Genomic DNA, 26,206 nt, shown 5'->3' on the forward strand with positions numbered 1-26,206 from the left:
AATGGGAAGTATGGTTAGGATTTCAATCTGTTGCATAACACCATCGCTGATGAATCAATCAAGGGATAGGTGGTAATTGAGGACTTTGAGCAGGCGAACAGCCGAGTTAACAGATTGCCAAAGTCACACTCCGGGAATAGCTACAGCAATCACAGCGGCATTGCATCTATTGTGTTGGTGCGCTTTTTAGGCGTGGGCCTTAGCTGCCACCAGAGCCTCCGGTGGCAGCGGCTTGCTTGGTTAGAGGCTTGCTCGGCTAGAGTGTCAGCAACATGGGAATTTCACAGGCGCTGTGGCCGGTATTGCCAAGGGGCTTGGGCAGGACAGTAAAGCCCAGACTGGCGTAGAGGCCGAGCGCTTCCGGCAACAGTTTGGTGGTTTCCAGATAGCAGGCCTTATATCCCTGCTCGCGGGCAAAGCTGAGGCATTGCAGTGCCAAACGGCGGGAGAGCCCCAGGCCTCGCAGTGCGGGCATAAAGTACATCTTCTGTAGCTCACACACACCATTTTCGCCGGGCAAGGGTGCTATGCCGGCACCGCCGAGCAGTTGCTGCTGTTTTTCAATTACCCAATACCGGCTGCCTGGCTGGCCATATTGGCGACTCAGGTGATCCAGGGTCGGATCGGCCACACTGTAACCCTTATCGGGAGTCAGGCCATATTCGGCCGATACAGCACGTATCACGGCGGCCAGCCCGGCATCGTCTGCCGCCTGTAGTGGCCTGATTACCACCCCCTGTTGGCTCTTGGCTTTGGTAATCGCCTTGTTGTAGCAGCGCAGGCTGGCTTCCAGCTGGGTCACTTCGCTCGGTGCCAACTGGGCAAGAATGTCAGCAAATTGATTATCCTGCTGGTTATCTAGCTGTTTCAACATCTTATGCCCGGCCGGAGTCAGACTGACCTGCAGACAACGATTGTCTCTGGGATTGGCCTTGGTTTGGGCCAGTTGTTTCTTGACCAGATGACTGACGGCACGACTGGCATTGGATTTATCTATATTGAGCAGGCTACTCAGTTCTTTAATGCTGAGATCTTGCTGTCCCAGCTCCAGCAGTGTGTGTGCCTGCACAGGTGTCAGCGGCAATTGCCCGCAGGCACCGGACAACATACCCAGCTGCCGTACCAGATGACGAGACAGATGTCTGAGCACAGGGCTAACCTGGGCCAGTTCATCCTGAGATGCTTCCTGGCGATTACCCGGTTCTTTAACATCAGGCTTGGATGAGCCCGAACTTAGCGGTTTTGTACTGAGGGACATCTAAGGGATTACCTCGCAAAAAGATAAAATGGTTGCGATAAGCAACTAATGCTGAATTCAAGTTAGCTCAGTCTGTATCTATTTGCAACAGCTGGGTTTGGTAATTGTCCCGTATTTACACAGGTCGCTTGGGAAAGATTGAGGTGGGGCGGTCAACAACACGGCCGTTATTAATAACAGCGGTGATTGGTATCAGTAAAGCTCCGGGTAACGCAGTGGCGCCGATGCGAGCAGCAAGGCGGAGTGATAAATACTCTCGCGAGTAGCATGCCCTTGGGTCAAGAGCCCTATGGCGCCACCTGCCTGTTTGACATTGACAGTATTGAACAGCGAATCCATCACATCCCCCAGTTCTTCACCGGCCTTAAGCGCGGCATAAACTTTGGGCGGCAGGGGCAGGTGAGCACTGCGGCCGACGCAGAGGCGTTCTTTGGTGGCTATGACGACATAGGCAAAGGTGGCTGGCCCCTGGGGAAAATCATCCACCCCACCTTCCATTGCCAGATAGTAATCTGCATCTGCATCTGCATTCGCCTTGCACCATTCCACCCTGTTGATGGCTCCCTGGCGGGTATCGGCATCTGTCATGGGTTGCTCCGCCACACCGGATGGCGCCTTCATGGCTTGGCAGTGGATTTCGGCGTCGGGATGCAGGGCGCGAACCGCATTCTCTGCGGCTTTGAGTTTTACCGGGTTGGTAGAACCCACCACTATCTGTAACTGTTTTTGTTTCATGTTTGTTTATTTGATGGATCTTTAATGTGGACGACCGTTTAAATCATTGTTTAAATGGTCGGAGGTGCGACCTTGAGTTGGGCGTCATTGTGACGTGCCATAAATCACAACGCAAGATGCACCGAGGGACACGACATAAGCGCCACGACAGACCCGTATGGCTTTTGGGGAGTTGTATTGTTCAAGGGGCTGGGCCTTGTCGGATAAATGGCATTAAAAAAGAGATAATTATAATGAAATTCAACAAACTCATGTACGCTATGGGGCTGGCAGGCACCCTGGCACTCGTTGGCTGTTCGGATGACGACAATGATCAGAACCCGCCTCCGGTCGACAACACACTGCAGGCATTTGCACCGGACGGCAAGCTCTCGGTCAGCGTTCGGCGCACCAGTTTCGGTGTACCTCACATTCAAGCCGACAATTTGGAAAGCCTGGGATTCGGTAACGGCTATGTGCAGGCGCAGGACAATCTGTGCATCCTGGCCGATGGTTTTGTTAAGGCCAACTCAGAGCGTTCCATGTATTTCGGCCCCCATGCCAGCCTGGACTTCACCACAGGGATCCCGGCCCGGGAAGACAATGGCAACCTGATCTCCGACTTTGCCTACAAGGCGCTCAAGGTCAGAGCTCAGGCCGAGGCCAAATGGCCTGAATTCAGTGAAAACTCCCGGGCACTGATCAGTGGGTTTGTCGCCGGTTACAACCGGTATTTGAGCGATGTGGCCGAAGGCAAGCAACAGGCCGAGCCCTTCTGTGCCGGGCAGCCCTGGGTCAAGCCTATTGAACCTGAAGATGTGGTGACCTACCTGTTTTCAATTGCCCTGTTACCGGGGACGGCCAACTTCCTGGATCTGATCTTTTACGCCAATCCGGGTGATGGTGATGAATATTTGCCGCGAATAGTCGGCCCGGCTCCGGCCTCTGCCGCCCAGACCGCTTTTGTCAATGACATCAACAGCAAGCTGATTGCCAGAGCCGCCAATATTGCCACCCCGGAGACCAACCCGGGTGAACTGGGCTCCAACGGCTGGGGCCTTGGCAAAGACAAGACGGAAAACGGCAAGGGCATGGTGCTTGGGAACCCGCACTTTCCGCATACAGGTAACCTGAGGTTCTGGCAGTCCCATGCCACCATTCCCGGACACCTGGATGTGATGGGCGGCTCTCTGGTCGGCATGCCGGGCCCAATCAATATTGGTTTCAACAAAGATCTCGCCTGGACCCATACTTTCTCCACCGCCGAACATTTTGTGGTCTATAACCTGGAGCTGGTTTCCGGCGACCGAATGCAGTATCTGTTTGATGGTGAGCCTATGCCTATCAGCAAGGAAACCGTGCAGGTGCTGGTCAATGCCGGTCCGGCGGGTATGCTGGTAGCCGAGAAAGATATCTATACCACTCCCAAGGGACCTATAGTCGAAGCGCCTGCTACCCAGGCACCTTTTGGTTGGGATGATGGCCAGGCCTTTATGTTGCAGGATGCCAACATGGCGACCATGGATCCCGTGGATCACTGGCTGGCGATGAACATGGCCGCCAACAAGCAGGAGTTTGTGCAGGCATTTAAAGACTATGACGGCATGATCTTCAATAACACCATGTATGCCGACAGGGAAGGCAACGCCTTCTATATCGATGACTCTACCGTGCCGGGATTATCAGAGGCGGCTGTGGTATTGCTGAAGACTTCCCCTGAGATCAAGGCGGCCAAGGCGCAGGCAGGCTTTACCATATTGCCGGGCAATACCTCACTGTTCGCTTTCGATGGCCCCACGCCTTTCGAGCGGGCGCCCAAGTTGGAACGCACAGACTTTGTGCAAAACTCCAATAACTCCTTCTGGTCTACCAACCCGGCCGAGCCGCTGGAGTATTTCTCCCCCATGTACGGCCCGGAGCGTGGCCAACTGAGCATGAGAACCCGCATGGGGCTCAAGCTGCTTGGTGATGCCGCCGGTAGTGATGGCAAGTTCAACCTGGATGAACTGGAGGCGGCAGTGCTCAACAACCGCAGCTATCTGGCCGAAATGGTTTTGGATGATCTGATTGCCCAGTGTGAGGCCAAGGGCAGTGAACCTGTAATGGTCGGTACCCTTGCCAAGGATATCAGCGCTGCCTGCGCGGCGCTCAAGGCCTGGAATGGTCATCAGGACAACGACAGTAAAGGCGGCGCCTTGCTTCGGGAATTCGCCCACCTGTTCAATGACAAAACCATGTTGACCCAAGGCTTTGATTATTTGCAGCCGGCGACCACTCCCACAGGGCTGAGTACTGACGGTTCGGCGCTCACTGCGCTGGCACATGCCGCACTCAACCTGGAAGCGGCCGGTTTTGCCGTCGATGCACCCCTTGGCAGTGTGCAGTTTGTCGAGCGTTCATTGCCGGATGGCAGCGCCAGTGGTGTGCGTTTGCCCTGGCCCGGCAGTCATCATGCCGAGGGTGGTTTCAACGTATTTTCCACCAAGACCAGTGGTGACGACACGCTTATCCCGCAGCACTCTTACGCTCCGGCAACCGATATTCTGAGCGGCAAAGCGCTGGATTCCGGTCTGAGCGCCAAGGGCTATCAGGTTCGTTATGGCTCCAGCTGGATGATGGCGGTGAGCTTTACCGATGAGGGCCCGGAGGCGAGAGGGATACTGACCTACTCAGAGACCAGCAATATTCTGCGTCCCGAGTTTGCCGATCAGACCGCGCTCTACTCCAGTGAGAAACGTTTCCGTCCCTTGCTGTTCAAAGAAGCGGATATTGATGCAGCAACCGTATCCAAGATGGAACTGACGCTCGAGCGTTAAGCGCTATTCTTTCAGCTTCAATGCCGCTCATCTCGATGAGCGGCATTTTTTTACTTGTGGTTGCCAACTCAGTCAAAGTGGCCTGGTTAACGTGACAACCTATATTTGCGCTGAACTTAGGCAGGCTTTTCCTCGTACATGAGGTAGTGGCTCTGACTCATGCCCAGTGATTGGTAAGCTTGTTGGGCTCGGGTGTTTTCCTGCTCCACATAGAGCCTGAAGCTGGCAGCCCCACCTTGCTTTTCGGCCAGCGTCTTGACCTCCTGATACAGGGCGCGATAGATGCCTTTTTGTCTGTGCTCCGGCTTGATATAGACGCTCTGGATCCAGTAGTAGTCTGCGGCGCGCCAGTCACTCCACTCGAAGGTAACCATCAAGGAACCTGCGATTTCACCTTCGATTTCTGCTACCAGATAAAAACCTTTGGCGGGATTTTCCAGCAGGGTGCTGACGCCCCGTCTCAGGGTGTCACTGTCCAGTGCCAATCCTTCGGTTTCCTGAGCCATCGCCTGGTTGAAAGCCACCAGGGCCTCGGTGTCTTTTGGGGTACCTTTTCTTATTAGCATAGTTATTCCTTTGAGTTCTGTTTGCTTGCATGCTCGTAGGGGCGGGCACAATTTATCAGCAGTCCTGTGTTGGTGCAAAGGGGGACTGGATTAAAAGTCGTTATTTCCGGTTTTACCTGGATTACCCTGGCTCGGCTCAAGATAACGGCTCAAGGTAACTCAAACCTGTAACCGGGCAGCGTGATACAGATCATCCTTGCTGCAGGCGAGCTGTGCTAAACTCGCGCACCGGCCTTGATGTCTGATCTCGGCCATCCGCCAAGGATATGGCCCCTCTCTTTTTCAAATATCAAGGTTTACACATGTCAAAACACCAACCTTCACTTGTCGGCCGTCTATGGTCACGCTGGTCGGGGCTGCCGCTGTGGCTGAAAATACTGATAGGTATGGTTCTGGGGATGAGTACCGGACTGATACTGGGTAAAGATGCCATCTATCTCAAGCCGATAGGGACTCTGTTCGTCAACACCATCAAGATGCTGATAGTGCCATTGGTGTTCTGCTCGCTGATAGTGGGTGTGACCTCAATGCAGGATACCGCCAAGATGGGGCGGATAGGTTTCAAATCTTTTGCCTTCTATCTGGGGACCACTTCCATTGCCATCAGCCTGGGGTTGATAGTCGGTTCAGTCATACGTCCGGGCTCAGGGCTGAATATGACCCCTGAGGTCGGTACCGAAAAGGCTACCCAGGCGCCTTCTGTAATGGAAACCCTGATCAACATAGTGCCCACCAACCCGGTATCGGCTCTGGCCGAAGGGCAGATACTGCAGGTGATAGTATTCGCCGTGGCACTGGGGATAGCCCTGGTGTTGATTGGTGAGCATGGCAGGCCAGCGATTCGTGTATTCGAGAGCCTGGCGGAAGCCATGTACAAGCTGACCGATATGGTAATGAGTCTGGCGCCCTATGGGGTGTTTGGCTTGATGGCCTGGGTGGCCGGTGAATACGGCATGGAGATGCTGCTGCCGCTCATTAAGGTGATTGTTGCCGTTTATATCGGTTGTTTCCTGCATATTGTCGGCTTCTACAGCCTGGTATTGAGTGTGTTTGCCCGCCTCAATCCACTGCAGTTCTTCAAGGGGATCAGCAATGCCATGGCGGTCGCCTTCACCACATCCAGCTCGGCGGGCAGTCTGCCTGCCAGTATGAAGTGTGCCAGCGAATACCTGGGAGTGAACAAGAAGATTTCCAGCTTTGTGCTACCGCTGGGCACCACAATCAACATGGATGGTACCGCCCTCTATCAAGGGGTGACTGCGCTGTTTGTGGCACAAGCCTTTGGCATAGACCTTACCTGGGTGGATTACATCACCATTATTCTGACCGCGACCTTGGCTTCCATAGGTACTGCGGGTGTGCCCGGTGCCGGCTTGGTGATGCTGACGCTGGTGCTGACCACTGTAGGCTTGCCGCTGGAAGGGGTGGCGATTATTGCCGGTATCGACCGTATTCTGGATATGGCCCGAACTGTCGTTAATGTGTCCGGCGACTTGGTGGCAACCACTGTGATTGCCAAGTCGGAAAATGAGCTGGATATAGAGCACTATAACGCCGATATGCAGCAGAGTGCTCTGATAGCCGAGCAGAATGCCGTCAGCGCTGCAGAGGAAGGGCGCAGCTGAATTTTGCAATATGAGCGCGACTGAGAGTGTGTTGCAGTCATAAAAAAACCGCCGGAGGGCGGTTTTTTTATGACTTGAGGCAGAACTCAGAGGCTGCTGAGTTGCAGTAACACCTTGCCGTCATCGCTTTTGAGCAAGAGTTTGCCATTGCTGACTTCACCTTGGGTTACCTGAGGCAAAGCTTGCATCACCAATTGCTCCTGGGCCATCAGGGCATCGACACAGGCTTTCATTGTGCTGCCGGCAGGTGAGAGTTTCAGCTTCTGACCTTCCTGGGAATAGGTTCCGAAGAAGTTATTGCAGCTGTTGTTGCCGGACAGTTTGCCGTCATTGGTAAAAACCAACTGGGCAGGGCTGTAATCTATAGTGGGTTGCCCCATAATGCTTTCTACATGCCAGCTGCCTTCCAGTGGCAGATACTGACCTTGGGTATCCGGGGTGGTTTGGCATGCAGCCAGACCAAATAGCAGCGCAGCGGCTACGAAGGTTTTCTTAATCATGGTCATTTTTCCATTAGTCTATTAAGCCTCTATAGTGTGACAAGAATAGCGCGGATTAAAAAGGGGGAGAAGGGTGATATCCAGGGCTAACTCAGTGATAGGCCTTCTGAAATTGTTACATTGGATAGGTGTGTTAATGCTGCTTGGCGGCATTGGGCTTTACATGTTGACCGATATGGCACTTGAGGTCAGCGGAATGTTGACCATTGCCTCACTGATAGGCTTGGGGTTGGTATTCATGTCCCCTTATCCTGTGGTTATTTTTATCCAATGGGCCAAGGCTCAGGATCAAAAACCGCAATAATCGCCCAAGTTCGCAGCTTGGTTTACTCAACATAAGCGGCTTATCCCGGATTGGCGTTAAGTTTTATATTGCAGCAGATCTTGCTCTGCTTGTTCCAACATGGGTGAGAGCTCGAAGTGGGAGTCCGGTGCGAAGAAGCTTTGCCCCACCAATAACTGCAGACCGCAATCACTGCGGCTGACCTGCTTTTTCAGGCGATTGGCGAGGATATCCAAGTGCGCCTGGCTGTCCACAAATGCCAGAATAATGAACTGGTTGTGATTCAATCGGGCACATATGTCGGCTTCGCGCATGTTCTCCAGTATCACCCGTGCCAGCATTTTCAGGGATTGTTCCTGCTGCAGTCCGGCAATACGGTTTGAATCCAGCTCCTTGCCTTCCAGCAGCATAAGCCCGGCATGGGAGCCCAAACGGCGACTGAGGCTCAGTTGCCTCGGCGCCAACAGATTAAAGCCTCTGGGGTTGAGCATACAGGTGAGTTCATCCTGCAGAGATAGAGACTCCAGCTGCTCCATCAGTTGCAACTGTCCAAGCTCGGCCTTGAGCAGCGCCAGCATAGGCTCGAGCAAAGACTGCAACTGCTCTAATGCCACCTTGGGTTTGCCATTGAGGATCAGTAATTCGCCAAACAGCTTGCCATCGGACCAATGAAGTGGGTACTTGATGGTCTCCGCCGGGTTAGCTGCAAAGTGTTGCAGCAGGGAGGCGATACCTTCAAATTCAGTTGGGATTTCAGCCGCCGGGCTGTGGCTCAGGACCTGCAGCTTGGTATCTGGCATATGTTGCAGTAACAGCACAGTTTGGGCGTGAAACATCTCTCTGACAGTAACCAAGCGACTCTGCCAATGGTCGAGCTGCAAAGGGTCGTTGGGATGGTCTCTTAAGCTGCTGGTTCTTTCCGTCAGTTGCGCATGCATATAGTTATAGTATTTGTGATGGCAAGGATTGCCTCAGAATACCCAACTGCGTGCGTTAATAAAATGAAAAAATTCGGTTATTGGATCTGGGTCTTTTTAACGTCTCTTCTGTGCTTTGAATCAAGGGGCTCATGCTTCTTTCTTTTGCTGTTTGGATGACTTGAGTCCCGCCCTGGCACTTTCCAGCATAGGCGCCAGCTTGGCGGCAGAGTCAGGGCTGAAAAAGCAACTGCTGGAGTCCAGTTGTAATGGGGCCGAAAACTGGCTCATCTGCCGCTCAAGGCGTTTGATGATATGCTCTAGATCCCGCTCCAGATCGACAAACACCAGCAGGACATATTGGCTGTCGTTATAGTGGGCAGCGATATCTGCGGTTCTTATGGTATTGAGGATCAGGTTGCCGAGTTCTCTATGGTGACGTGCCAGCGTTTCGGCATCCATATTCATCCCGGGTATCAACTCGAAAAAAATAATGCCTGAATGAGCACCGAAGCGGCGGCCGAGATTGAGTTGCCTGGGTGCCATCATGATAAAGCCGTAGTGGTTGAGCATGCCGGTTTCCCGGTCGCGCATGGACAGCGACTCAATTCTGTGACTCTGGCATAAGAGCGCCAAGTCTTGCTGCAGCAGAATTTGGAACGGCTCCAGCATATAAGGGCTTATGTGTTGCTGTTCGTTGGCATGGGCATTGATGACACACAGGCAACCGAATACCGAGCCGTCGGGCCAGAGCACTGGCCGGGATAGAATCCCCAGGACATTGCTGAACTCTTTTGGGTTGTCATCATTGGTGGAACGGGTGAGATCCAGATTAACGCCCTCGGGTGGGCTATCGACCATACGCTGGAATACACTTTCATCGGCAGAGAATACCTTGCCGGGCGGGAACCTGTGGCTGGCATCGGCGGCGCTGACAATGACTTCGAATCCCTGATCTGTCTTTTGCAGCACAAAGACTTTGTCGGCCTGGTAGTAACGTTTCATTAGCTCACATTGATGCATCCAGCGAATAAGGTTGAGTCTGTGGCTTTCATTTTCCAATAGGCTCTTGCCTGGGTCTATGGTATCCGGGAGCATATCTCTTCCTGAGTCGAGTGGCTTAAGTTCAACTTTAAGTGTGGAAGCAGTATGGGAATTTCGCAAATCGAGTGCGGCTGCAACAGGCTTTGGCTATAATGCGGCTTCTTTTATTGCTGAGCTTTTTTGATGCCGGAAACCATGCAATACCGCCAGGCCGAGGCGGCCGATGTTGAGACGATAGCCAGCCTGGAGCAGCGCTTCGGCCAGGATGAATTGAGTGCCAGAGAGCGTACACAGGGCATGCAAGGGCAGGGCTTTTCGGCCAAGGAGCTTGAACCTCTGGTGGCGGCCGGTCATGTGTGGCTGGCGTTGGACGCGACTAAGGTAGCCGGTTATCTGATAACCGGCAGTTGGGATAAACTCAAGCATTCGCCTTTGTGTCAGGCCCTCTGTCGGCAACTGGCCCAGAATCGCTTTGACCTGGGGCTGAACTGGCAACAGACTCTGCATTACGGTCCGGTTTGGGTGCATCCTGATTATCGTGGCAAGGGCGTGTTTGATAAGCTTTACGGCGCCGCCAGAGCCAACATGAGTGCGCCTTGGCTGGCACTGATCGCCGAGGACAACGAGGCGTCTATACGTGCCCATAGCAGGGATGGCCGCATGCGCACCCTGGACTTTGTCACCCTTTGCGGCAGGGATTTTTATCTGCTGCTGGGCTAACAGCCGCTTTGACGGGGAGAGCAAGATGCAAAACACGCCAGAAACCCTACTGCAAGCCTGTGAGTCGCTAAGGCTATCTGCCTGGGATAATGTCAGATACCTGGTGTCTGTTTTGGCACTGCAGGGCGAACAGGTAAAGGCCTTTGAAGCCCAAATCGATGGCAAGCCGCATTATCTGCTGCAAGCCTTGGGCGTCTGTTTCGACTGTGGGCGCAGCAACAGTTATCAGGTGCAGATCCGTCTGTTGACCGATACCGAATTCACTCCAATGAAAGTGTTGGATATCACGCCGCTATCGGCCGAGCAGTTGGGTTACCTCTGTATGGAAACGGCCCATTTCGATCACTGCTACTGAGTGTCAGTTCGACAGATATAAAAAAACCGCCCTGAGGCGGTTTTTTTGCAAGCTGAGTCTATTACAGACCTGCGTCGGCGCGCAGGGCTTCAGCCTTGTTGGTTTGCTCCCATGGGAACTCATCACGGCCGAAGTGACCGTAAGCGGCGGTGCCTTGATAGATGGGACGCGCCAGATCCAGCATCTCGGTCAGGCCGTATGGGCGCAGATCGAAGTGCTGACGAACCAATTGGATCAGCAGCTCTTGCGAGACTTTGCCGGTACCGAAGGTTTCCACACTGATGGAAGTCGGTTCGGCCACACCAATGGCGTAAGACACCTGGATTTCACAGCGATCCGCCAGACCGGCAGCCACTATGTTCTTGGCAACGTAACGGGCAGCGTAAGCGGCGCTACGGTCAACCTTGGATGGGTCTTTACCTGAGAAGGCGCCACCACCGTGACGGGCCATGCCGCCGTAGGTATCAACGATGATCTTGCGACCGGTCAAACCACAGTCACCCATAGGACCACCGATAACGAAACGGCCGGTTGGGTTGATGAAGTACTTGGTGTCCTTGTTCAGCCACTGGGCAGGCAATACCGGCTTGATGATGGTTTCCATCACGCCTTCCACCAGATCCGCCTGACTGACGCTGTCGCAATGCTGGGTAGAAAGTACCACGGCATCGATACCGACAATCTTGTTGTCTTCGTAGGCGAAAGTCACCTGAGACTTGGCGTCGGGACGCAGCCAAGGCAGAGCGCCGCTCTTGCGTACTTCTGACTGGCGCTTAACCAACTGGTGAGCATAAGTGATAGGAGCTGGCATCAGCACGTCAGTCTCATTGCTGGCGTAACCGAACATCAGACCCTGGTCACCGGCACCCTGTTCTTTGGGATCGGCACGGTCTACACCCTGGTTGATATCGGGGGACTGCTTACCGATGGCGTTCAGTACCGCACAGCTGTCGGCATCGAAGCCCATATCTGAGTGGGTATAACCTATTTCGCGAACGGTTTTACGGGTCAGTTCTTCAATATCGACCCAGGCAGAGGTGGTGACTTCACCGGCTACCAGTACCATACCTGTCTTGACCAGGGTTTCACAGGCTACACGGGCCTTGGGATCCTGAGCCAGAATCGCGTCGAGTACCGCATCAGAAATCTGATCGGCGATTTTATCTGGATGTCCTTCTGAGACCGACTCAGAGGTAAACAAGTGTTTTGCCATAATTCGGAAAATCTCGTCTGTGGAATTCAAACGTGTAGAAGCATCTACATCTAGACGGCCATTTTAGTAGAATTCGACTTGGATGACACCCCTTGTCGCAAATATTTGTGCGCCATGGCGCAGGAATCGGCTCAAATGACTCAAATCTTTTTTTACTATTTTCAGCTATTTTGCTGAAATTTATCAGATTCATCTGTATCTGAATCTAGACTTTTCCTCTGGCAATTCAGCCTTGGCATTTGCGTTGAAAGCGATCAGCGGACAGGCAAGTTGACAGCTTTGTGAGCGGCAGGTTTCGCAAATGAGGCGCAAATGTAAACACAAAGCAAAGCCTGGGCTGCTTTTGGCGCCGTGGGTGGGCGAATTTTATTTGCGTCCTTCTGCCCGGTAGGGGAAAATATGGCTCCATTTTGCCCAAGACCTCTAAGATCAAGCAGGAGAGAGCATGTCTTCCCGTAAAGAACTCGCTAACGCTATCCGTGTTTTAAGTATGGACGCTGTCCAAAAGGCCAATTCCGGCCACCCCGGTGCTCCCATGGGGATGGCAGATATCGCCGAAGTCCTGTGGCGGGATCACCTCAAGCACAACCCTGTGAACCCTCAATGGGCTGACCGCGACCGCTTTGTGCTGTCAAACGGCCATGGTTCCATGCTGCATTACTCACTGCTGCATCTGGCGGGTTATGATCTGGGCATTGAAGATCTCAAGCAGTTCCGTCAACTGCACTCACGTACTCCGGGCCACCCTGAATATGGTTATGCTCCCGGCATCGAAACCACCACAGGGCCTCTGGGCCAAGGCATCACCAATGCCGTAGGTATGGCTATTGCGGAAAAGACTCTGGCGGCTCAGTTTAACCGTGACGGTCACGATATTGTCGATCACCATACTTATGTCTTCATGGGTGACGGCTGTCTGATGGAAGGTATCTCCCACGAAGCCTGCTCTCTGGCCGGCACTCTGGGTCTTGGCAAACTGATCGCCTTCTGGGATGACAACGGTATCTCCATCGACGGTCATGTTGAAGGCTGGTTCAGTGATGATACCCCCAAGCGCTTTGAAGCCTACGGCTGGCATGTGGTCGCCGGTGTCGACGGTCACGATCCGCAAGCTATCAACGCTGCCATCGAAGCCGCCAAGGCCGATCCGCGTCCATCGCTGATCTGCTGCAAGACCATCATAGGTTACGGTTCTCCCAACAAGTCCGGTTCTCACGACTGCCACGGTGCGCCGCTGGGTGATGCTGAAATCGCCGCCGCCCGTGAATTCCTGGGCTGGAAGCACGACCCATTCGTGATCCCATCTGAAATCTATGCCGCCTGGGATGCCAAGGAAGCCGGTAAGGCCGCCGAAAGCAGTTGGAACGACAAGTTCGCCGCCTATGAAGCCGCTCACCCCGCGCTGGCCGCCGAGCTCAAGCGTCGCCTCAACGGTGAACTGCCAGCCAACTTTGACGCCGATGCCAAAGCCTATATAGAGCAGTTACAGGCCAATCCTGCCAATATCGCTTCCCGTAAGGCCTCGCAAAATGCCCTGGAAGCCTTCGGTAAAATGCTGCCGGAATTCTTAGGGGGCAGTGCCGACCTGGCGCCTTCCAACCTGACCATGTACTCAGGTTCCAAGCCTATTTCGGCCGAAGATGCCAGCGGCAACTACCTGCACTATGGTGTGCGTGAGTTTGGTATGACCGCCATCATCAACGGTATTGCCCTGCACGGCGGGTTTGTACCTTACGGCGCCACCTTCCTGATGTTTATGGAATACGCCCGTAACGCCATGCGGATGGCTGCGCTGATGAAGGTGCAGAACATTCAGGTCTATACCCACGACTCCATTGGCTTGGGTGAAGACGGCCCGACTCACCAACCGGTTGAGCAGATTGCCTCTTTGCGTATGACTCCCAACATGAGCACCTGGCGCCCATGTGACCAGGTAGAATCTGCCATCGCCTGGAAGTACGCCATAGAGCGCAAAGACGGCCCAACTTCACTGATCTTCTCGCGTCAGAACCTGACCCAGATGCCACGCAGCGCCGAGCAACTGAGCGATGTGGCCAAGGGCGGTTATGTGCTGGTGGATTGCGAAGGCGCGCCTGAGCTGATCATCATTGCCACCGGCAGCGAAGTTGAGTTGGCGGTTAAGGCACAGGCTGAGCTGGCTGCTACTGGCGCCAAGGTGCGTGTGGTTTCTATGCCATCTACCGACGTATTTGACCAACAGGACGCGGCTTATAAAGAAGCCGTACTGCCAGCCAATGTCACAAAACGACTGGCAGTGGAAGCGGGCATAGCCGATTACTGGTATAAATATGTGGGCCTGAACGGTCGCATTATTGGCATGACCAGCTTCGGTGAGTCAGCGCCTGCCAATCAGTTGTTTGAGATGTTCGGTTTCACTGTAGATAAAGTGGTTGAAGCCGGTAAGGCTCTGCTCGCCTGAGCCGCGCCTGCCTGATTGGAAATGACTGTGCGGCAACCAGGCAATGGAATGCCGCACAGGAAGTGCAACGGCCTGTCAGGAAGACAGGCCGTTACCCAATCAGCATCCCTCATTAGAGGAACAGGATCTCCATGATCAGAGTCGCAATCAATGGTTATGGCCGCATCGGCCGCTCAATTCTCCGTGCCTTATACGAATCGGGTAAAAGGCAGCAAATTCAGATCGTTGCCATCAATGAACTGGCCAAGCCCGAGGCCATAGTCCACCTCACCAACTATGACACCACCCATGGTCGCTTCCATAGCCGCGCGAGTCTTGCAGACGGCATGATGCAACTGGGGGACGATAGCATCAGACTGTTGGCAGAGCCGGAGGCAGACAAACTGCCCTGGGGCGAGCTGGATATCGACTTGGTGTTCGAAGCCACAGGCGCCCTGTCTGATAGACAGAGCTGCGAGGCTCATATCCAGGCCGGTGCCCGCCAGGTATTGATAAGTCATCCCTCTTCGGCGGATGTTGACGCCACCATAGTCTATGGTGTCAACCAGGAACTGTTGGCCGCCGAACACACTGTGGTGTCCAACGCATCCTGTACCACCAACTGTATTGTCCCTGTTATCGATGTGCTGGATCGGCACTTTGGGGTCAAGAGCGGCGCTATTACCACTATCCACTCGGCGATGAATGATCAACAGGTGATAGATGCCTATCACGACGATCTGCGCCGAACCCGCGCCGCCGGGCAATCGATCATTCCGGTCGATACTAAGCTGGCCCGCGGCATAGAGCGTATCCTGCCGCAGATGAAGGATAAGTTCGAGGCCATTTCAGTGCGGGTGCCCACTATTAATGTCACCGCCATAGATGTGTCTGTGACTCTCAATGACAGAGTGGATATTGCCAAGGTAAACCAGGTGCTGGAACAGGCGACCCATGGCCGGCTTGAGGGCATTCTGGGCTATACTGATGAGCCTCTGGTATCATGCGATTTTAATCATGATCCGCGTTCCAGCGTGGTCGACGGCACCCAGACCCGGGTCAGTGATGGCCAACTGGTGAAGCTGTTGCTTTGGTGCGACAACGAATGGGGCTTTGCCAACCGTATGTTGGATACGGCGCTGGCGATGATCAAGGCCCGCAGCGCCTGAGAGGCTGCAACAGATTATTCCAGGGTGGCAGGGAAGGCGCCGCCCTTAGTGAAACAGATTTGTTTTTGATTAAGAAGGAAGCGTAAAAATGGCAATTATCAAGATGTCAGAGCTGGATCTTCAGGGCAAGCGTGTGCTTATCCGTGAAGATCTCAACGTGCCTGTGGCCGATGGCGTGGTCACCAGCGACGCGCGTCTGCGGGCTTCGCTGCCCACTATCAAGTTGGCACTGGAAAAAGGGGCTGCCGTGATGGTGATGTCCCACCTGGGACGACCAACCGAAGGCGAATACAATGAGGAGTTTTCTCTCAAGCCTGTGGTGGACTATCTGGCCAAGGCGCTGAACTGCCCGGTACGTCTGGAAAAAGACTATCTGGATGGCGTCGAAGTTGCCCAAGGTGAAGTGGTGGTGTTTGAAAACGTCCGCTTCAACAAGGGTGAGAAGAAAAACGACGAGGCGCTTTCCAAGCAACTGGCAGCCCTGTGTGATGTCTATGTGATGGATGCCTTTGGTACCGCTCACCGCGCCCAGGCCTCGACTCATGGTGTCGGCATGTTTGCCCCGATAGCCTGCGCCGGCCCATTGCTGGCGGCTGAGCTGGATGCCTTGGGTAAGGCGATGGATAACCCGGCGCGTCCCTTGGTGGCGATTGTCGGTGGCTCCAAGGTGTCGACCAAGCTGACAGTGCTTGAATCTCTGTCCGGCATAGTGGATCAACTGGTAGTGGGTGGTGGTATCGCCAACACCTTTATTGCCGCCGCCGGCCATCCTGTGGGCAAGTCGCTCTATGAAGCCGACCTTATCGATGAAGCCAAGCGCCTGGTGGCCAATGCCCAGAGCCGTGGCGGCGATATCCCTGTGCCTACCGATGTGGTGGTTGGCAAGGAGTTCAGCCCTGCAGCCGTGGCTACCTTGAAGCCAGTGGCCGAGGTTGCCGACGATGAGATGATCTTCGACATAGGCCCGGACAGCGCCGAAGCCCTGGCAGCTATCCTGCAACAAGCCGGTACCATAGTCTGGAACGGCCCGGTTGGGGTGTTCGAGTTCGACCAGTTCGGCGAAGGTACCAAGCGTATCGCCCAGGCGATCGCCGAGTCACCGGCCTTCTCCATCGCAGGTGGCGGTGATACTCTGGCCGCCGTGGACAAATACGGCATTGCCGACAAGGTGTCATACATCTCTACCGGTGGCGGCGCCTTCCTCGAGTTCCTCGAAGGTAAAGAGTTGCCGGCTGTGGCCATGCTCAAGGCCCGCGGTAACTGAGCAAAATCAAAAGAATTATAAAGAAACCGCTCCCGGCTTTGCCGGGAGCATCAAGTTAAATCCAAGCGATAGCGACCTCGGTGAAGCAATTCACCCTATTATTGGAGTAAAAAAATGGCCCTTATTTCCCTACGCCAACTGCTGGACCACGCCGCCGAACATGGATACGGCGTCCCGGCGTTCAACGTTAACAACCTGGAGCAGATGCGAGCCATCATGCAGGCCGCCGAAGCCACTGACAGCCCTGTGATTGTGCAGGCTTCAGCCGGTGCCCGTAAGTATGCCCGTCCTCAGTTCCTCAAGTATCTGATGGCGGCTGCCCTCGAGCAGTATCCGGATATCCCTGTGTGTATTCACCAGGACCACGGTACTCACCCTGACGTGTGTCAGCGTTCCATCCAGCTCGGCATGAGCTCTGTGATGATGGACGGTTCCTTGATGTCTGACGGCAAGACTCCTGCCTCTTATGAGTACAACGTCGATGTTACCCGCAAGACAGTGGCCTTCGCCCACGCCTGTGGTGTTTCTGTTGAAGGTGAAATCGGTTGTCTGGGTAGTCTGGAAACCGGCATGGCCGGCGAAGAAGACGGTATCGGCGCCGAAGGTACCCTGAGCCACGAACAGATGCTGACCAGCCCGGAAGAAGCCGCCCGCTTCGTGGCCGACACTCATGTGGATGCCCTGGCCATCGCCATAGGTACCAGCCACGGTGCTTACAAGTTCAGCCGCAAGCCTACCGGCGATGTGCTCCGTATCGACCGCATCAAAGAGATCCACGCCCGTATTCCCAACACTCATCTGGTCATGCACGGTTCTTCTTCTGTACCTCAGGAGTGGCTGCAGATCATCAACCAGTATGGTGGCGCCATCCCTGAAACTTACGGCGTGCCGCTGGAAGAGATTGTTGAAGGCATCAAGCACGGTGTGCGTAAGGTTAACATCGACACAGATTTGCGCCTGGCATCTACCGGTGCGGTACGTAAGTTCCTGGCTGAAAACCCAGCTGAGTTTGACCCACGCAAATTCCTCAAGGCCTCCATGGAAGCCATGGCCGACATCTGTACCGTTCGCTACGAAGCCTTCGGTTGTGCCGGTATGGGCTCCAAGATCAAGCCGCTGTCATTGCAGGCCATGTACAAGCGTTATCAAACCGGCGAACTGGACCCACAGATCAACCTGTAATCCCGTTCTCTGTATTGAAAGCCCGCATTCGCGGGCTTTTTTACGTCCCGTTTCCGGCGTTTAAAGCAGAGATAGCAGCAGGGCCGTCAGGTAGAGTCCAAGGCCAAAAACCGTATGGGCCAACAGACTTCTGCATCTGGCTGTCCAGGGGGCCGGGGTACGTCTGGCCGCAAGGCCGGCACCCAATCCCGGCTGCAGAATAAGAAAGGGCGCCAATACACTGATAATTCCAAGCAGCAGCGCCGGCATGATCTTCGGTGCTTGCAGCCATTGCGAACCGCAGATCGCCAGCAAGATGGCGGCAAAGATGATGCCTATCAGATAATGCGCTCCCCAGCCAAGCCAGGCTTCGCCCTTGATGGCAGCCGAGGCGCCGATAGGGCTGTGGATCAGTTTTCCCTTGGGTAAATGGCCTATCCAGCGACCGACCATGGGATAGCTCAGTGAGGGGATCCCCAACAGCATTTTTTGCGCTAAGGCCCAAATATCCATTACCAGAGTTGCACCGACACCTAAAAGTAGCGCATTGAGCCAAAAGGGAAATTCCTGCATCTATCTTACTCCTTGTCGTATTTTGTCCATCCGGGCTGGGCGGTTGTCGCCCCTGATGGATGATGATATTCTATCATTCAATAAATTAATTGAATGATTGTTTGGTGAAGAAAAAATGTCAAGCGACAATCTGACCGAGACACAGGTGCCGCAGCTCGATAGTCACTACCGGGAACTGGCAGATATTGCCAAGGTGCTCTCTCATGGCCACAGGTTAAGGCTGCTGGAGCAGATAGCGCAGGGGGAATGGCCGGTCGAGCGTTTGGCCCTGCAGTGCGGTCTGACTCTGGCTAACTGCTCCCAACACCTGCAGCAACTGAAACGCGCCGGCATGGTGGACAGTCGCCGTGAAGGCAAACAGGTACTCTATTCTCTGGCCGATGGTCCCTTGTTGGTGCTGCTGCAGAGCCTGGCGCAGCTGGCCGATTTTCAGCGTTCCCGGGTTAATCAATTGGTGGCACGCCATAAGCCGGAGCCGGGTAGCGGTGAAGGGGTTTCCCGGGAGGCGTTGTTGGCGCGGCTTGAAAGTGGTGATGTATTGCTGCTGGATGTGCGTCCCGAAGAGGAGTTTTTACTCGGCCATCTGCCGGGGGCTCTCAACCTGCCATTGCCTCTGTTGGAAGCGGAACTGGCACGTCTGCCCAAGCACACAGAGATAGTGGCCTATTGCCGTGGCCCTTATTGTGCCCTGTCGGATGAGGCGGTGGCCTTGCTGCAGGCACAGGGCTTTAATGCCAAGCGACTCAATGCCGGTTTCCCCGATTGGAAGGCGGCCGGCTTGGCGGTGGAAGTCTGACTTGGACAGCTGAACTTATTACAAAACGCCTTTTATCAGCTTGGCCAGGCTGGCTATCGATTGCTCCAACTTTGGCCCACCAGGCAGTGAGGCATTGATGCGAAAACAGTGGCTGAACTCCCGGTGCGCCGAGAACATCTGTCCCGGCGCCAGGCTTATTCCTTGCGAGAGTGCCTGGCGATAAAGCTCTGTGGTGTCACGCCCCTCGGGTAACTCTACCCAGAGAAAATAGCCGCCATCGCCATAATGCACTCTGACACTGTCGGGTAAGCGGTTCTTCAATGCTTGCCAGGTGGCAAACTTTCGCTGTTCCAGGGTACGCCTCAATTGTCGCAGGTGGGTCTCATAACTGCGGGTCGACAGGTAATGAGCCAGCGCCAATTGCACCGGGGTGCTGGTGGCCAGGGTGCTCATCAGTTGCAGTTTTTGAATACTGAGCGCCATCTTGCCGGCGGCCACCCAACCGACGCGAAAACCGCCCACCAGAGACTTGGAGAAAGAGCCGCAGTGCAGGGTTCTGTTGTCCGGGTCGAAGGCCTTGGCCGGCAGGGGCTTCTCCTTGCCGAAATAGAGTTCACTGTAGACATCGTCTTCAATCAAAAAGCAGTCGTGTTCCTGCAAGAGTTTCAGCAAACGACGCTTCTTGTCATCGCTCATACTGCAGCCCAAGGGATTTTGAAAGTTGGTCATCAACCAGCAGGCCTTGACCCTGTGAGTTTGCAGCGCCTGGGCCAGAGACTGTAGATCTATCCCTTCCTGGGGATGGGTGCGGATGGCGAGCGCCTTGAGACCGAGGCGCTCCAGCGACTGCAGGGCGCCGTAAAAGGCGGGGTTTTCTATCACCACCCAATCCCCGGGACGGGTAACCGCCTGCAGGCTCAGGTTCAATGCCTCCAGTGCCCCCGCGGTGATCACTATTTCATCCGGCGAGATGCTCATTCCCTGCGCCGCGTAGCGTTGGGCTAAGATATGCCTGAGCGCCGGGTTCCCGGGAGGCAGATTGTCCAGAGCGCTGGCGGAATCCAGGGTCTTGGCGCTTGAAATCAAGGCCCGGTTCAACTGTTTGTGGGGCGACAGCCCGGGATCCGGATAGGCGGAGCCAAACCCCGTGATCCCCGGATCGCGACTGGCCTGCAACACCTCAAAGATAAAGGCGTTGATATCCACCGACTCGGCGCGGGTCACAGCACTGGACTGATGCAGACCTTGGGGCTTGGGGGCAGCCACTTTCGGGGCGACAAAGTAACCTGAACGGGGGCGGGAAACTATCCAGCCCTGGCTTTCCAACACCTGATAGGCATGCATCACTGTCATCAAACTCATCTGGCTCTGCTGAGTCTGCTCCCTGAGTGAAGGTAAGCGGTCACCCACCTGCCAGACACCGCTCTGTATCTGCTGCCTCAATTGCTGGATCAGGGTTTCATATTTGGCCATGGTTTACTCTGCTTTATTGCCCGTGCCCAGCATAACAATTATTCAATCTGTTATATATAAAATCGTATTTTCTGTATCTATTATAGTTTTGTCTCAGTCCTTAAGATGCCAGCCAGGTTTATTGACCCTTTGAGGTGGTTCATGTTTGGACTGGATGCACTCGAAATGGCACGCATACAGTTTGCCTTCACGGTTTCTTTTCACATTATCTTCCCGGCCATCACCATTGGCCTGGCAAGTTATCTCGCGGTACTGGAAGGGCTTTGGCTCAAAAAGCGTAATCCGGTATACAAGCAGCTGTATCATTTTTGGTCCAAGGTATTTGCGGTCAACTTTGGTATGGGGGTGGTTTCCGGCTTGGTGATGGCTTACCAGTTCGGCACCAACTGGAGCGGCTTTTCCGAGTTTGCCGGCAGTATTACCGGCCCCCTGCTGACCTATGAAGTGTTGACCGCCTTCTTCCTCGAAGCCGGATTTCTGGGAGTGATGTTGTTTGGCTGGAAAAAAGTCGGCGATCAGCTGCACTTCTTCTCCACCTGTATGGTCGCCCTCGGCACCATAATGTCCATGTTCTGGATCTTGGCCTCCAACAGTTGGATGCACACGCCCCAGGGCTTTGTCATTGAAGCCGGTCAAGTAGTACCGACAGACTGGTTGGCTGTCATCTTCAACCCTTCCTTTATACCGCGTCTTTCGCATATGGCGGTGGCTGCCTTTATTTGCTGCGCCTTGATGGTGGCGGCATCGGGCGCCTGGCATTTGCTTAAAGGCAACGACAACCCGGCGGTGCGCAAGATGTTCTCCATGGCGCTGTGGATGATCCTCGCCTGTGCACCTTTGCAGGCCTTGCTTGGGGATATTCACGGGCTCAATACCCTGGAGCATCAGCCGGCCAAAGTCGCCGCCATGGAAGGGCACTGGGACAACAGCTCGGGGGAGCCGACACCGCTGATCCTGTTTGGCTGGCCCAATATGGAGACAGAAACCACTGACTATGCCCTCAAGATCCCGGCGCTGGCCAGTTTGATCCTGATGCACGACAGCCAGGCCCAGGTGCCGGCGCTGAAGGAGTTTGCCGTGGAAGACAGGCCCAATGTCCCTATCGTCTTCTGGTCATTTCGGGTCATGGTCGGACTGGGCATGCTGATGCTGCTGCTCGGTGTCGTCAGTCTTTGGCTCAGACGCAGTGGTGGCCTGTACCAGAGCCGCTGGTTTCTGCGCTTCAGTCTGTTCATGGGACCATCGGGACTCATAGCTCTGTTGGCCGGGTGGATAACCACGGAAGTGGGGCGGCAACCCTGGATCATTCATGGGGTAATGCGCACCCGGGATGCGGTCTCCGCCCATGGCGAGCTGCATATGAGCCTGAGCCTGCTGGGGTTCTTTGTGGTCTACAGCCTGGTGTTTGGTTTGGGGTATCTCTATCTGCTCAATCTTATCCGTCAGGGGCCCAAGGTCGAGGAAGTCTTATCCGAAAGCCCTGCGTTGGTCGGGCGTATTTCACAGTTTCACAGCGACGAGCTGCATAAGGAGAGCTGAGTATGGGCATTGATCTGGCTGTTATCTGGTTTGTGATTATTATTTTCGCCACCTTGATGTACATAGTCATGGATGGTTTCGACCTGGGAGTGGGGATACTGCTGCCCTTGGTTGGAGACAGGCATGACAAAGACATCATGGTGAACTCAGTGGCGCCTGTGTGGGACGGCAATGAAACCTGGCTGGTGCTGGGGGGGGCCGCGCTGTTCGGCGCCTTTCCGCTGGCTTATGCGGTAATTATCGATGCCTTGGCGATTCCGCTGACCTTTATGCTGGTGGCGCTTATCTTTCGAGGCTTGGCGTTTGAGTTTCGCTTCAAGGCGTTTGAAGGCCACAGAAAAGCCTGGGACAGGGCATTTGCCATCGGCTCTGTGGCAGCGACCTTCTTCCAGGGGGTGGTGCTGGGGGCCGTGATATCCGGTTTCCCTGTCATAGATCGCAGCTTTGCCGGCTCGCAGCTCGACTGGTTGGCGCCTTTCCCGCTTTTATGCGGTGTCGGGTTGGTGGTCGCTTACGGACTCCTTGGCAGCAGTTGGCTGATCATGAAGACCCAGGGGCATCTGCAGCAACAGATGTTTCTGCTGAGCCGCTCTTTGCTCATAGGCTTGTTGGTGGCCATAGTGCTGGTCAGTATCTGGACGCCTTTGGCACATCCCCAAATCGCCGAGCGTTGGTTTTCGCTGCCGAACCTGATTTTCCTCTCACCCGTGCCTTTATTGACGGCGCTACTGGGATGGAATCTGCACCTGGGCCTGCAAAGGCAAGATACTTACCAACCCTTTGTGATGACGCTGCTCTTGGTGTTACTGGGGTTCTGCGGTCTTGGGATCAGCATCTGGCCCTATATTATTCCACCGGGCATCAGCATCTGGCAGGCTTCGGCGCCACCCCAGAGCCAAGGCTTCATGTTGGTGGGGGCTCTGTTTATTATCCCCATTATTCTGGTTTATACCTGCTGGACCTATTATGTGTTCCGCGGCAAGGTGAGCGCCGATGAAGCCTATCATTGACGCTTTGAGGGGCCGGGCCATCCGGCTGCTGGCCCCGGCTAAGAATTGGCTCGATAGCCGTCCAGGCTGTTGGATGCTGCTGCTTTGGTGCTTGAGTGTTCTTTCTTTGCTGAGTGTCTCTTCGCTGTTGCGACTGCTGATGTCTGCGGCCGGGTTGAAGGCCTGATAGCCTTGTCTCTGTCAGACAAAACGGTTACCGGTGTCGGAAATCAGGTTTTTTCAGCTGCAAAATGCGAGCTGTTTCGTATTTTTCGCCATAGATGTTAAGATGGCGCCCGTTTTTTTAGGGGATTGCTTTGAACGGAGATGCACAAGAATGAAAAAACTGCTTAGCGCTGCAGCCATTCTGCTGGTCGCACCATTTGCTCACGCTGGGGCTGACTTTGTCGAAGGTGATAAAACATTTGCCGGTGAGGCGGAGTTGGGGGCAACCCTGACCACAGGTAACACTGAAACCTCTTCGGTGAAGGCTCGCCTGGCGATGAAACACGAACTGGGCAACTGGGAAAACCAGTACCTGCTCGAAGGTCTGTACAAGGAAGATTCTGAAGAAGTTACTGCCAAGCGTTATTTTGGTGGTGTTCAGGGCAACTACCGTCTGGATGAGCGCAGCTATCTGTTTGCCAACACCAGCTACGAAGCCGATCCCTTCACTGGTTACGATTACAAGTTCAACAGTGCGGCCGGTTACGGCTACCGTGTATTCCAGGGCAGCAAAAGCTTCCTGGATGCCGAGATAGGTCCTGGTTACCAGTATCAGCGTCTGGACAGTGAGCAAAGCGCCATTCTGGGCTATAACTCTGACGCCAGCTGGGTCGCTCACGGAGTGATCAACTATGAGCTTGAGATCAGCAAGACCTCCAAGTTCCGCCAGATGTTTATTGCCGATTATGGCGACAAGCTCGACGCCCGCTCCGAGACTTCGCTGACCGCCAACATCATCGGCGCCCTGGCAATGAAGTTTGCCGTGATTGTGCGTTATAACAGCGATCCGCTGGACGACAAAAAGAGCACTGACACTGAAACCAATATGACACTGCTGTATTCTTTCTAAAAAAGCCGTGACATAAAAAGTGTGAACCAGATAAAAGCGCCTGCGGGCGCTTTTGTGATCTATGGTGTTTTTTTACCAGTCTTTTTCAATTCTTCTGCTGCGGTCTGCCACTTAGAGCCGGGTCTTGCTCACTTAAATTGCAGAAATTTGCGTTTTATCAAGATTCGCTTTCCATTCTCTGTGCTAGGTTTTAGTTAATTTCCTACCAAGAGAAGAAAGAGATGAAGTTAATGCGTTTGCATGGGGGCTGCGCAGCCTTAGGGGGAATTTTGTCAGGACTGTTTTCGCCTGTGGTCCTGGCTAGCACGGAAGCCACAAATAACCTGAGTCTGACAGACTCAACCGTGGGGTATCTGGCTCTGACTCTGTTTGCCATCGCCTATTTACTGGTGATGGGGGAGGAGAAGCTGCACCTGAGAAAGTCCAAGCCTGTGTTGGTCGCTGCCGGTCTCATCTGGGGCATGATAGGTTATGTCTATACCCAGAATGGTATGTCGGAAGTGGCCGAAGCCGCCTTCAAACATAACCTGCTCGAATATGCCGAGTTGTTGCTGTTTTTGCTGGTGGCCATGACCTATATCAACGCCATGGAAGAACGTAAGTTGTTCGACGCCTTGCGTTGTTGGATGGTCAGCAAGGGCTTCAGTTTATACCAGATATTTTGGCTTACCGGTTTACTGGCCTTCTTTATTTCGCCCATCGCCGACAACCTGACCACTGCGCTGCTGATGTGCGCCGTGGTGATGAAAATGGGCGCCGATAATCGCCGTTTTATCACCCTGTCGTGCATCAACATAGTGGTGGCGGCCAACGCCGGTGGCGCCTTCAGCCCCTTTGGGGACATCACCACTCTGATGGTGTGGCAAAAGGGTATGGTGCACTTTTCCGAGTTCTTCAAGCTGTTCCTGCCATCACTGGTGAATTTCCTGGTGCCGGCGGTGATCATGAGCCTGTTTATTTCCAGGGAAAAATCTGATGCCCTGGTTGAAAAGGTTTACACCAAGACAGGCGCCAAGCGGATAGTGCTGCTGTTCCTGTTCACCATAGCCATGGCTGTGTGTACCCATTCACTGCTGGGTCTGCCGCCTGTGCTTGGCATGATGACAGGCCTTGGACTGCTGCAGTGTTTTGGCTTCTACCTGAGGAAGAATTTCCCCAAAGCGCTGGCAAGAGCGCAGGAGAAGGCGCGCCTGATGCAGGATGAAAAGCGTCTGGAGCAACTGGGTAACGTGGTGCCTTTCGATGTATTCAGCCGTATTGCCAGAGCCGAATGGGACACTTTGCTGTTCTTCTATGGTGTGGTGCTGTGTGTCGGCGGTTTGGGCTTTATGGGCTATTTGAGCATGGTATCCCATGCCATGTACACCCAGTGGGATCCCACCTATGCCAACGTCGCCATTGGGGTGCTGTCCTCTATCATAGACAACATTCCAGTGATGTTTGCCGTACTGACAATGAACCCGGATATGGCGTTGGGACAATGGCTGTTGGTAACCCTGACCGCCGGGGTTGGGGGGAGTTTGTTGTCCATCGGCAGTGCCGCCGGGGTGGCGCTGATGGGGCAGGCGAGAGGGGTATACACCTTTGGGGCTCACCTCAGGTGGACACCCGTGATCGCCCTGGGTTACGTAGCCAGCATTCTGGTGCACCTCTGGATTAACAGTTCTACATTCTAGATAAGAATGTATCATATTGTTAATTAACAAAATTTCAATTGTGGGAAAAGTCTGAGAGACGGTTCACGCTTCTTGTCAAAAGCTTAAAAACACCCATACA

Annotated in this window: 24 protein-coding genes; 15 read left to right on the forward strand and 9 right to left on the reverse strand. The window is 54.2% G+C overall.

The features are described 5' to 3' along the window. Positions 1–256: 256 nt before the first annotated feature. The gene (locus tag ACWAU4_RS04620) at positions 257–1,258 is read right to left on the reverse strand and encodes a bifunctional helix-turn-helix transcriptional regulator/GNAT family N-acetyltransferase (RefSeq protein ID WP_208125571.1); all 1,002 of its coding nucleotides are present in this window, start codon (positions 1,256–1,258) and stop codon (positions 257–259) included. A gap of 192 nt (positions 1,259–1,450) precedes the next feature. Next, positions 1,451–1,993: an inosine/xanthosine triphosphatase gene (yjjX, locus tag ACWAU4_RS04625; protein ID WP_208125572.1), complete on the reverse strand. Its 543-nt coding sequence runs from the start codon at positions 1,991–1,993 to the stop codon at positions 1,451–1,453. A 233-nt stretch (positions 1,994–2,226) separates the two neighbouring features. Between yjjX and ACWAU4_RS04630 the strand changes: the two genes are divergently transcribed. After that, positions 2,227–4,788, forward strand: coding sequence for an acylase (locus ACWAU4_RS04630; protein WP_454290462.1), 2,562 nt, complete (start codon positions 2,227–2,229; stop codon positions 4,786–4,788). 116 nt (positions 4,789–4,904) lie between these two features. On the opposite strand, the gene ACWAU4_RS04635 is transcribed toward ACWAU4_RS04630, so the two are convergent. Further along, positions 4,905–5,354, reverse strand: coding sequence for a GNAT family N-acetyltransferase (locus ACWAU4_RS04635; protein ID WP_208125573.1), 450 nt, complete (start codon positions 5,352–5,354; stop codon positions 4,905–4,907). Between the two features lie 302 nt (positions 5,355–5,656). Here ACWAU4_RS04635 and ACWAU4_RS04640 point away from each other — a divergent pair, with 302 nt between their 5' ends. After that, positions 5,657–6,979 (forward strand): dicarboxylate/amino acid:cation symporter, encoded by a 1,323-nt coding sequence (locus ACWAU4_RS04640; RefSeq protein WP_028780193.1) that lies wholly within the window; start codon positions 5,657–5,659, stop codon positions 6,977–6,979. A gap of 86 nt (positions 6,980–7,065) precedes the next feature. On the opposite strand, the gene ACWAU4_RS04645 is transcribed toward ACWAU4_RS04640, so the two are convergent. Further along, positions 7,066–7,479, reverse strand: a complete 414-nt coding sequence (locus ACWAU4_RS04645; RefSeq protein WP_025886935.1) for an META domain-containing protein — start codon at positions 7,477–7,479, stop codon at positions 7,066–7,068. A 94-nt stretch (positions 7,480–7,573) separates the two neighbouring features. On the opposite strand from ACWAU4_RS04645, the gene ACWAU4_RS04650 reads away from it, so the two are divergent. Continuing rightward, on the forward strand, positions 7,574–7,783 hold the full coding sequence (locus tag ACWAU4_RS04650) for a hypothetical protein (protein ID WP_234520348.1): 210 nt from the start codon (positions 7,574–7,576) through the stop codon (positions 7,781–7,783). A gap of 56 nt (positions 7,784–7,839) precedes the next feature. Here ACWAU4_RS04650 and ACWAU4_RS04655 read toward each other — a convergent pair whose 3' ends face one another. After that, positions 7,840–8,700 (reverse strand): GGDEF domain-containing protein, encoded by an 861-nt coding sequence (locus ACWAU4_RS04655; protein ID WP_052657944.1) that lies wholly within the window; start codon positions 8,698–8,700, stop codon positions 7,840–7,842. A 129-nt stretch (positions 8,701–8,829) separates the two neighbouring features. Beyond that, positions 8,830–9,777, reverse strand: a complete 948-nt coding sequence (locus ACWAU4_RS04660) for a deoxycytidine triphosphate deaminase (protein ID WP_028780191.1) — start codon at positions 9,775–9,777, stop codon at positions 8,830–8,832. 129 nt (positions 9,778–9,906) lie between these two features. Here ACWAU4_RS04660 and ACWAU4_RS04665 point away from each other — a divergent pair, with 129 nt between their 5' ends. Together ACWAU4_RS04665 and ACWAU4_RS04670 are read left to right on the forward strand one after the other, a co-directional pair. Next, complete coding sequence (locus ACWAU4_RS04665) at positions 9,907–10,443, forward strand: GNAT family N-acetyltransferase (protein ID WP_208125574.1); 537 nt, start codon at positions 9,907–9,909, stop codon at positions 10,441–10,443. 25 nt (positions 10,444–10,468) lie between these two features. Then, positions 10,469–10,798 (forward strand): hypothetical protein, encoded by a 330-nt coding sequence (locus ACWAU4_RS04670; protein ID WP_107110003.1) that lies wholly within the window; start codon positions 10,469–10,471, stop codon positions 10,796–10,798. A gap of 61 nt (positions 10,799–10,859) precedes the next feature. On the opposite strand, the gene metK is transcribed toward ACWAU4_RS04670, so the two are convergent. Continuing rightward, entirely contained in the window at positions 10,860–12,011 is a 1,152-nt protein-coding gene (gene metK, locus ACWAU4_RS04675; RefSeq protein ID WP_025010015.1) for a methionine adenosyltransferase, read from the reverse strand. A 445-nt stretch (positions 12,012–12,456) separates the two neighbouring features. On the opposite strand from metK, the gene tkt reads away from it, so the two are divergent. The 4 genes from tkt to fba all read left to right on the forward strand — a co-directional run bounded on the left by tkt (position 12,457) and on the right by fba (position 18,045). Continuing rightward, a complete protein-coding gene (gene tkt, locus ACWAU4_RS04680; protein WP_107006085.1) occupies positions 12,457–14,451 on the forward strand; it encodes a transketolase in 1,995 nt (664 codons plus the stop codon). A 131-nt stretch (positions 14,452–14,582) separates the two neighbouring features. After that, positions 14,583–15,599, forward strand: a complete 1,017-nt coding sequence (epd, locus tag ACWAU4_RS04685; RefSeq protein WP_025010017.1) for an erythrose-4-phosphate dehydrogenase — start codon at positions 14,583–14,585, stop codon at positions 15,597–15,599. Positions 15,600–15,687: 88 nt separating this feature from the next. Then, positions 15,688–16,863 (forward strand): phosphoglycerate kinase, encoded by a 1,176-nt coding sequence (locus tag ACWAU4_RS04690; RefSeq protein WP_025886944.1) that lies wholly within the window; start codon positions 15,688–15,690, stop codon positions 16,861–16,863. A 114-nt stretch (positions 16,864–16,977) separates the two neighbouring features. Then, entirely contained in the window at positions 16,978–18,045 is a 1,068-nt protein-coding gene (fba, locus tag ACWAU4_RS04695; RefSeq protein WP_025886945.1) for a class II fructose-bisphosphate aldolase, read from the forward strand. 60 nt (positions 18,046–18,105) lie between these two features. Here fba and ACWAU4_RS04700 read toward each other — a convergent pair whose 3' ends face one another. After that, positions 18,106–18,597, reverse strand: coding sequence for a DUF2938 domain-containing protein (locus ACWAU4_RS04700; protein ID WP_025010020.1), 492 nt, complete (start codon positions 18,595–18,597; stop codon positions 18,106–18,108). 115 nt (positions 18,598–18,712) lie between these two features. Here ACWAU4_RS04700 and ACWAU4_RS04705 point away from each other — a divergent pair, with 115 nt between their 5' ends. Continuing rightward, on the forward strand, positions 18,713–19,393 hold the full coding sequence (locus tag ACWAU4_RS04705; RefSeq protein ID WP_208125575.1) for an ArsR/SmtB family transcription factor: 681 nt from the start codon (positions 18,713–18,715) through the stop codon (positions 19,391–19,393). 18 nt (positions 19,394–19,411) lie between these two features. On the opposite strand, the gene ACWAU4_RS04710 is transcribed toward ACWAU4_RS04705, so the two are convergent. Further along, complete coding sequence (locus tag ACWAU4_RS04710) at positions 19,412–20,827, reverse strand: aminotransferase-like domain-containing protein (RefSeq protein ID WP_107353189.1); 1,416 nt, start codon at positions 20,825–20,827, stop codon at positions 19,412–19,414. Between the two features lie 141 nt (positions 20,828–20,968). Here ACWAU4_RS04710 and ACWAU4_RS04715 point away from each other — a divergent pair, with 141 nt between their 5' ends. The 5 genes from ACWAU4_RS04715 (at position 20,969) to nhaD (ending at position 26,106) form a co-directional block, all read left to right on the forward strand. Continuing rightward, the gene (locus ACWAU4_RS04715; protein WP_025010022.1) at positions 20,969–22,366 is read left to right on the forward strand and encodes a cytochrome ubiquinol oxidase subunit I; all 1,398 of its coding nucleotides are present in this window, start codon (positions 20,969–20,971) and stop codon (positions 22,364–22,366) included. 2 nt (positions 22,367–22,368) lie between these two features. After that, on the forward strand, positions 22,369–23,376 hold the full coding sequence (cydB, locus tag ACWAU4_RS04720) for a cytochrome d ubiquinol oxidase subunit II (protein ID WP_054744598.1): 1,008 nt from the start codon (positions 22,369–22,371) through the stop codon (positions 23,374–23,376). 73 nt (positions 23,377–23,449) lie between these two features. After that, entirely contained in the window at positions 23,450–23,542 is a 93-nt protein-coding gene (locus ACWAU4_RS04725) for a DUF2474 family protein (RefSeq protein ID WP_223828965.1), read from the forward strand. A 150-nt stretch (positions 23,543–23,692) separates the two neighbouring features. Continuing rightward, entirely contained in the window at positions 23,693–24,430 is a 738-nt protein-coding gene (locus ACWAU4_RS04730) for a DUF481 domain-containing protein (protein WP_044733810.1), read from the forward strand. A 221-nt stretch (positions 24,431–24,651) separates the two neighbouring features. Beyond that, the gene (gene nhaD / locus ACWAU4_RS04735) at positions 24,652–26,106 is read left to right on the forward strand and encodes a sodium:proton antiporter NhaD (RefSeq protein WP_025010025.1); all 1,455 of its coding nucleotides are present in this window, start codon (positions 24,652–24,654) and stop codon (positions 26,104–26,106) included. Positions 26,107–26,206 lie beyond the last annotated feature (100 nt).

Source organism: Shewanella sp. FeAMO (assembly GCF_053653955.1).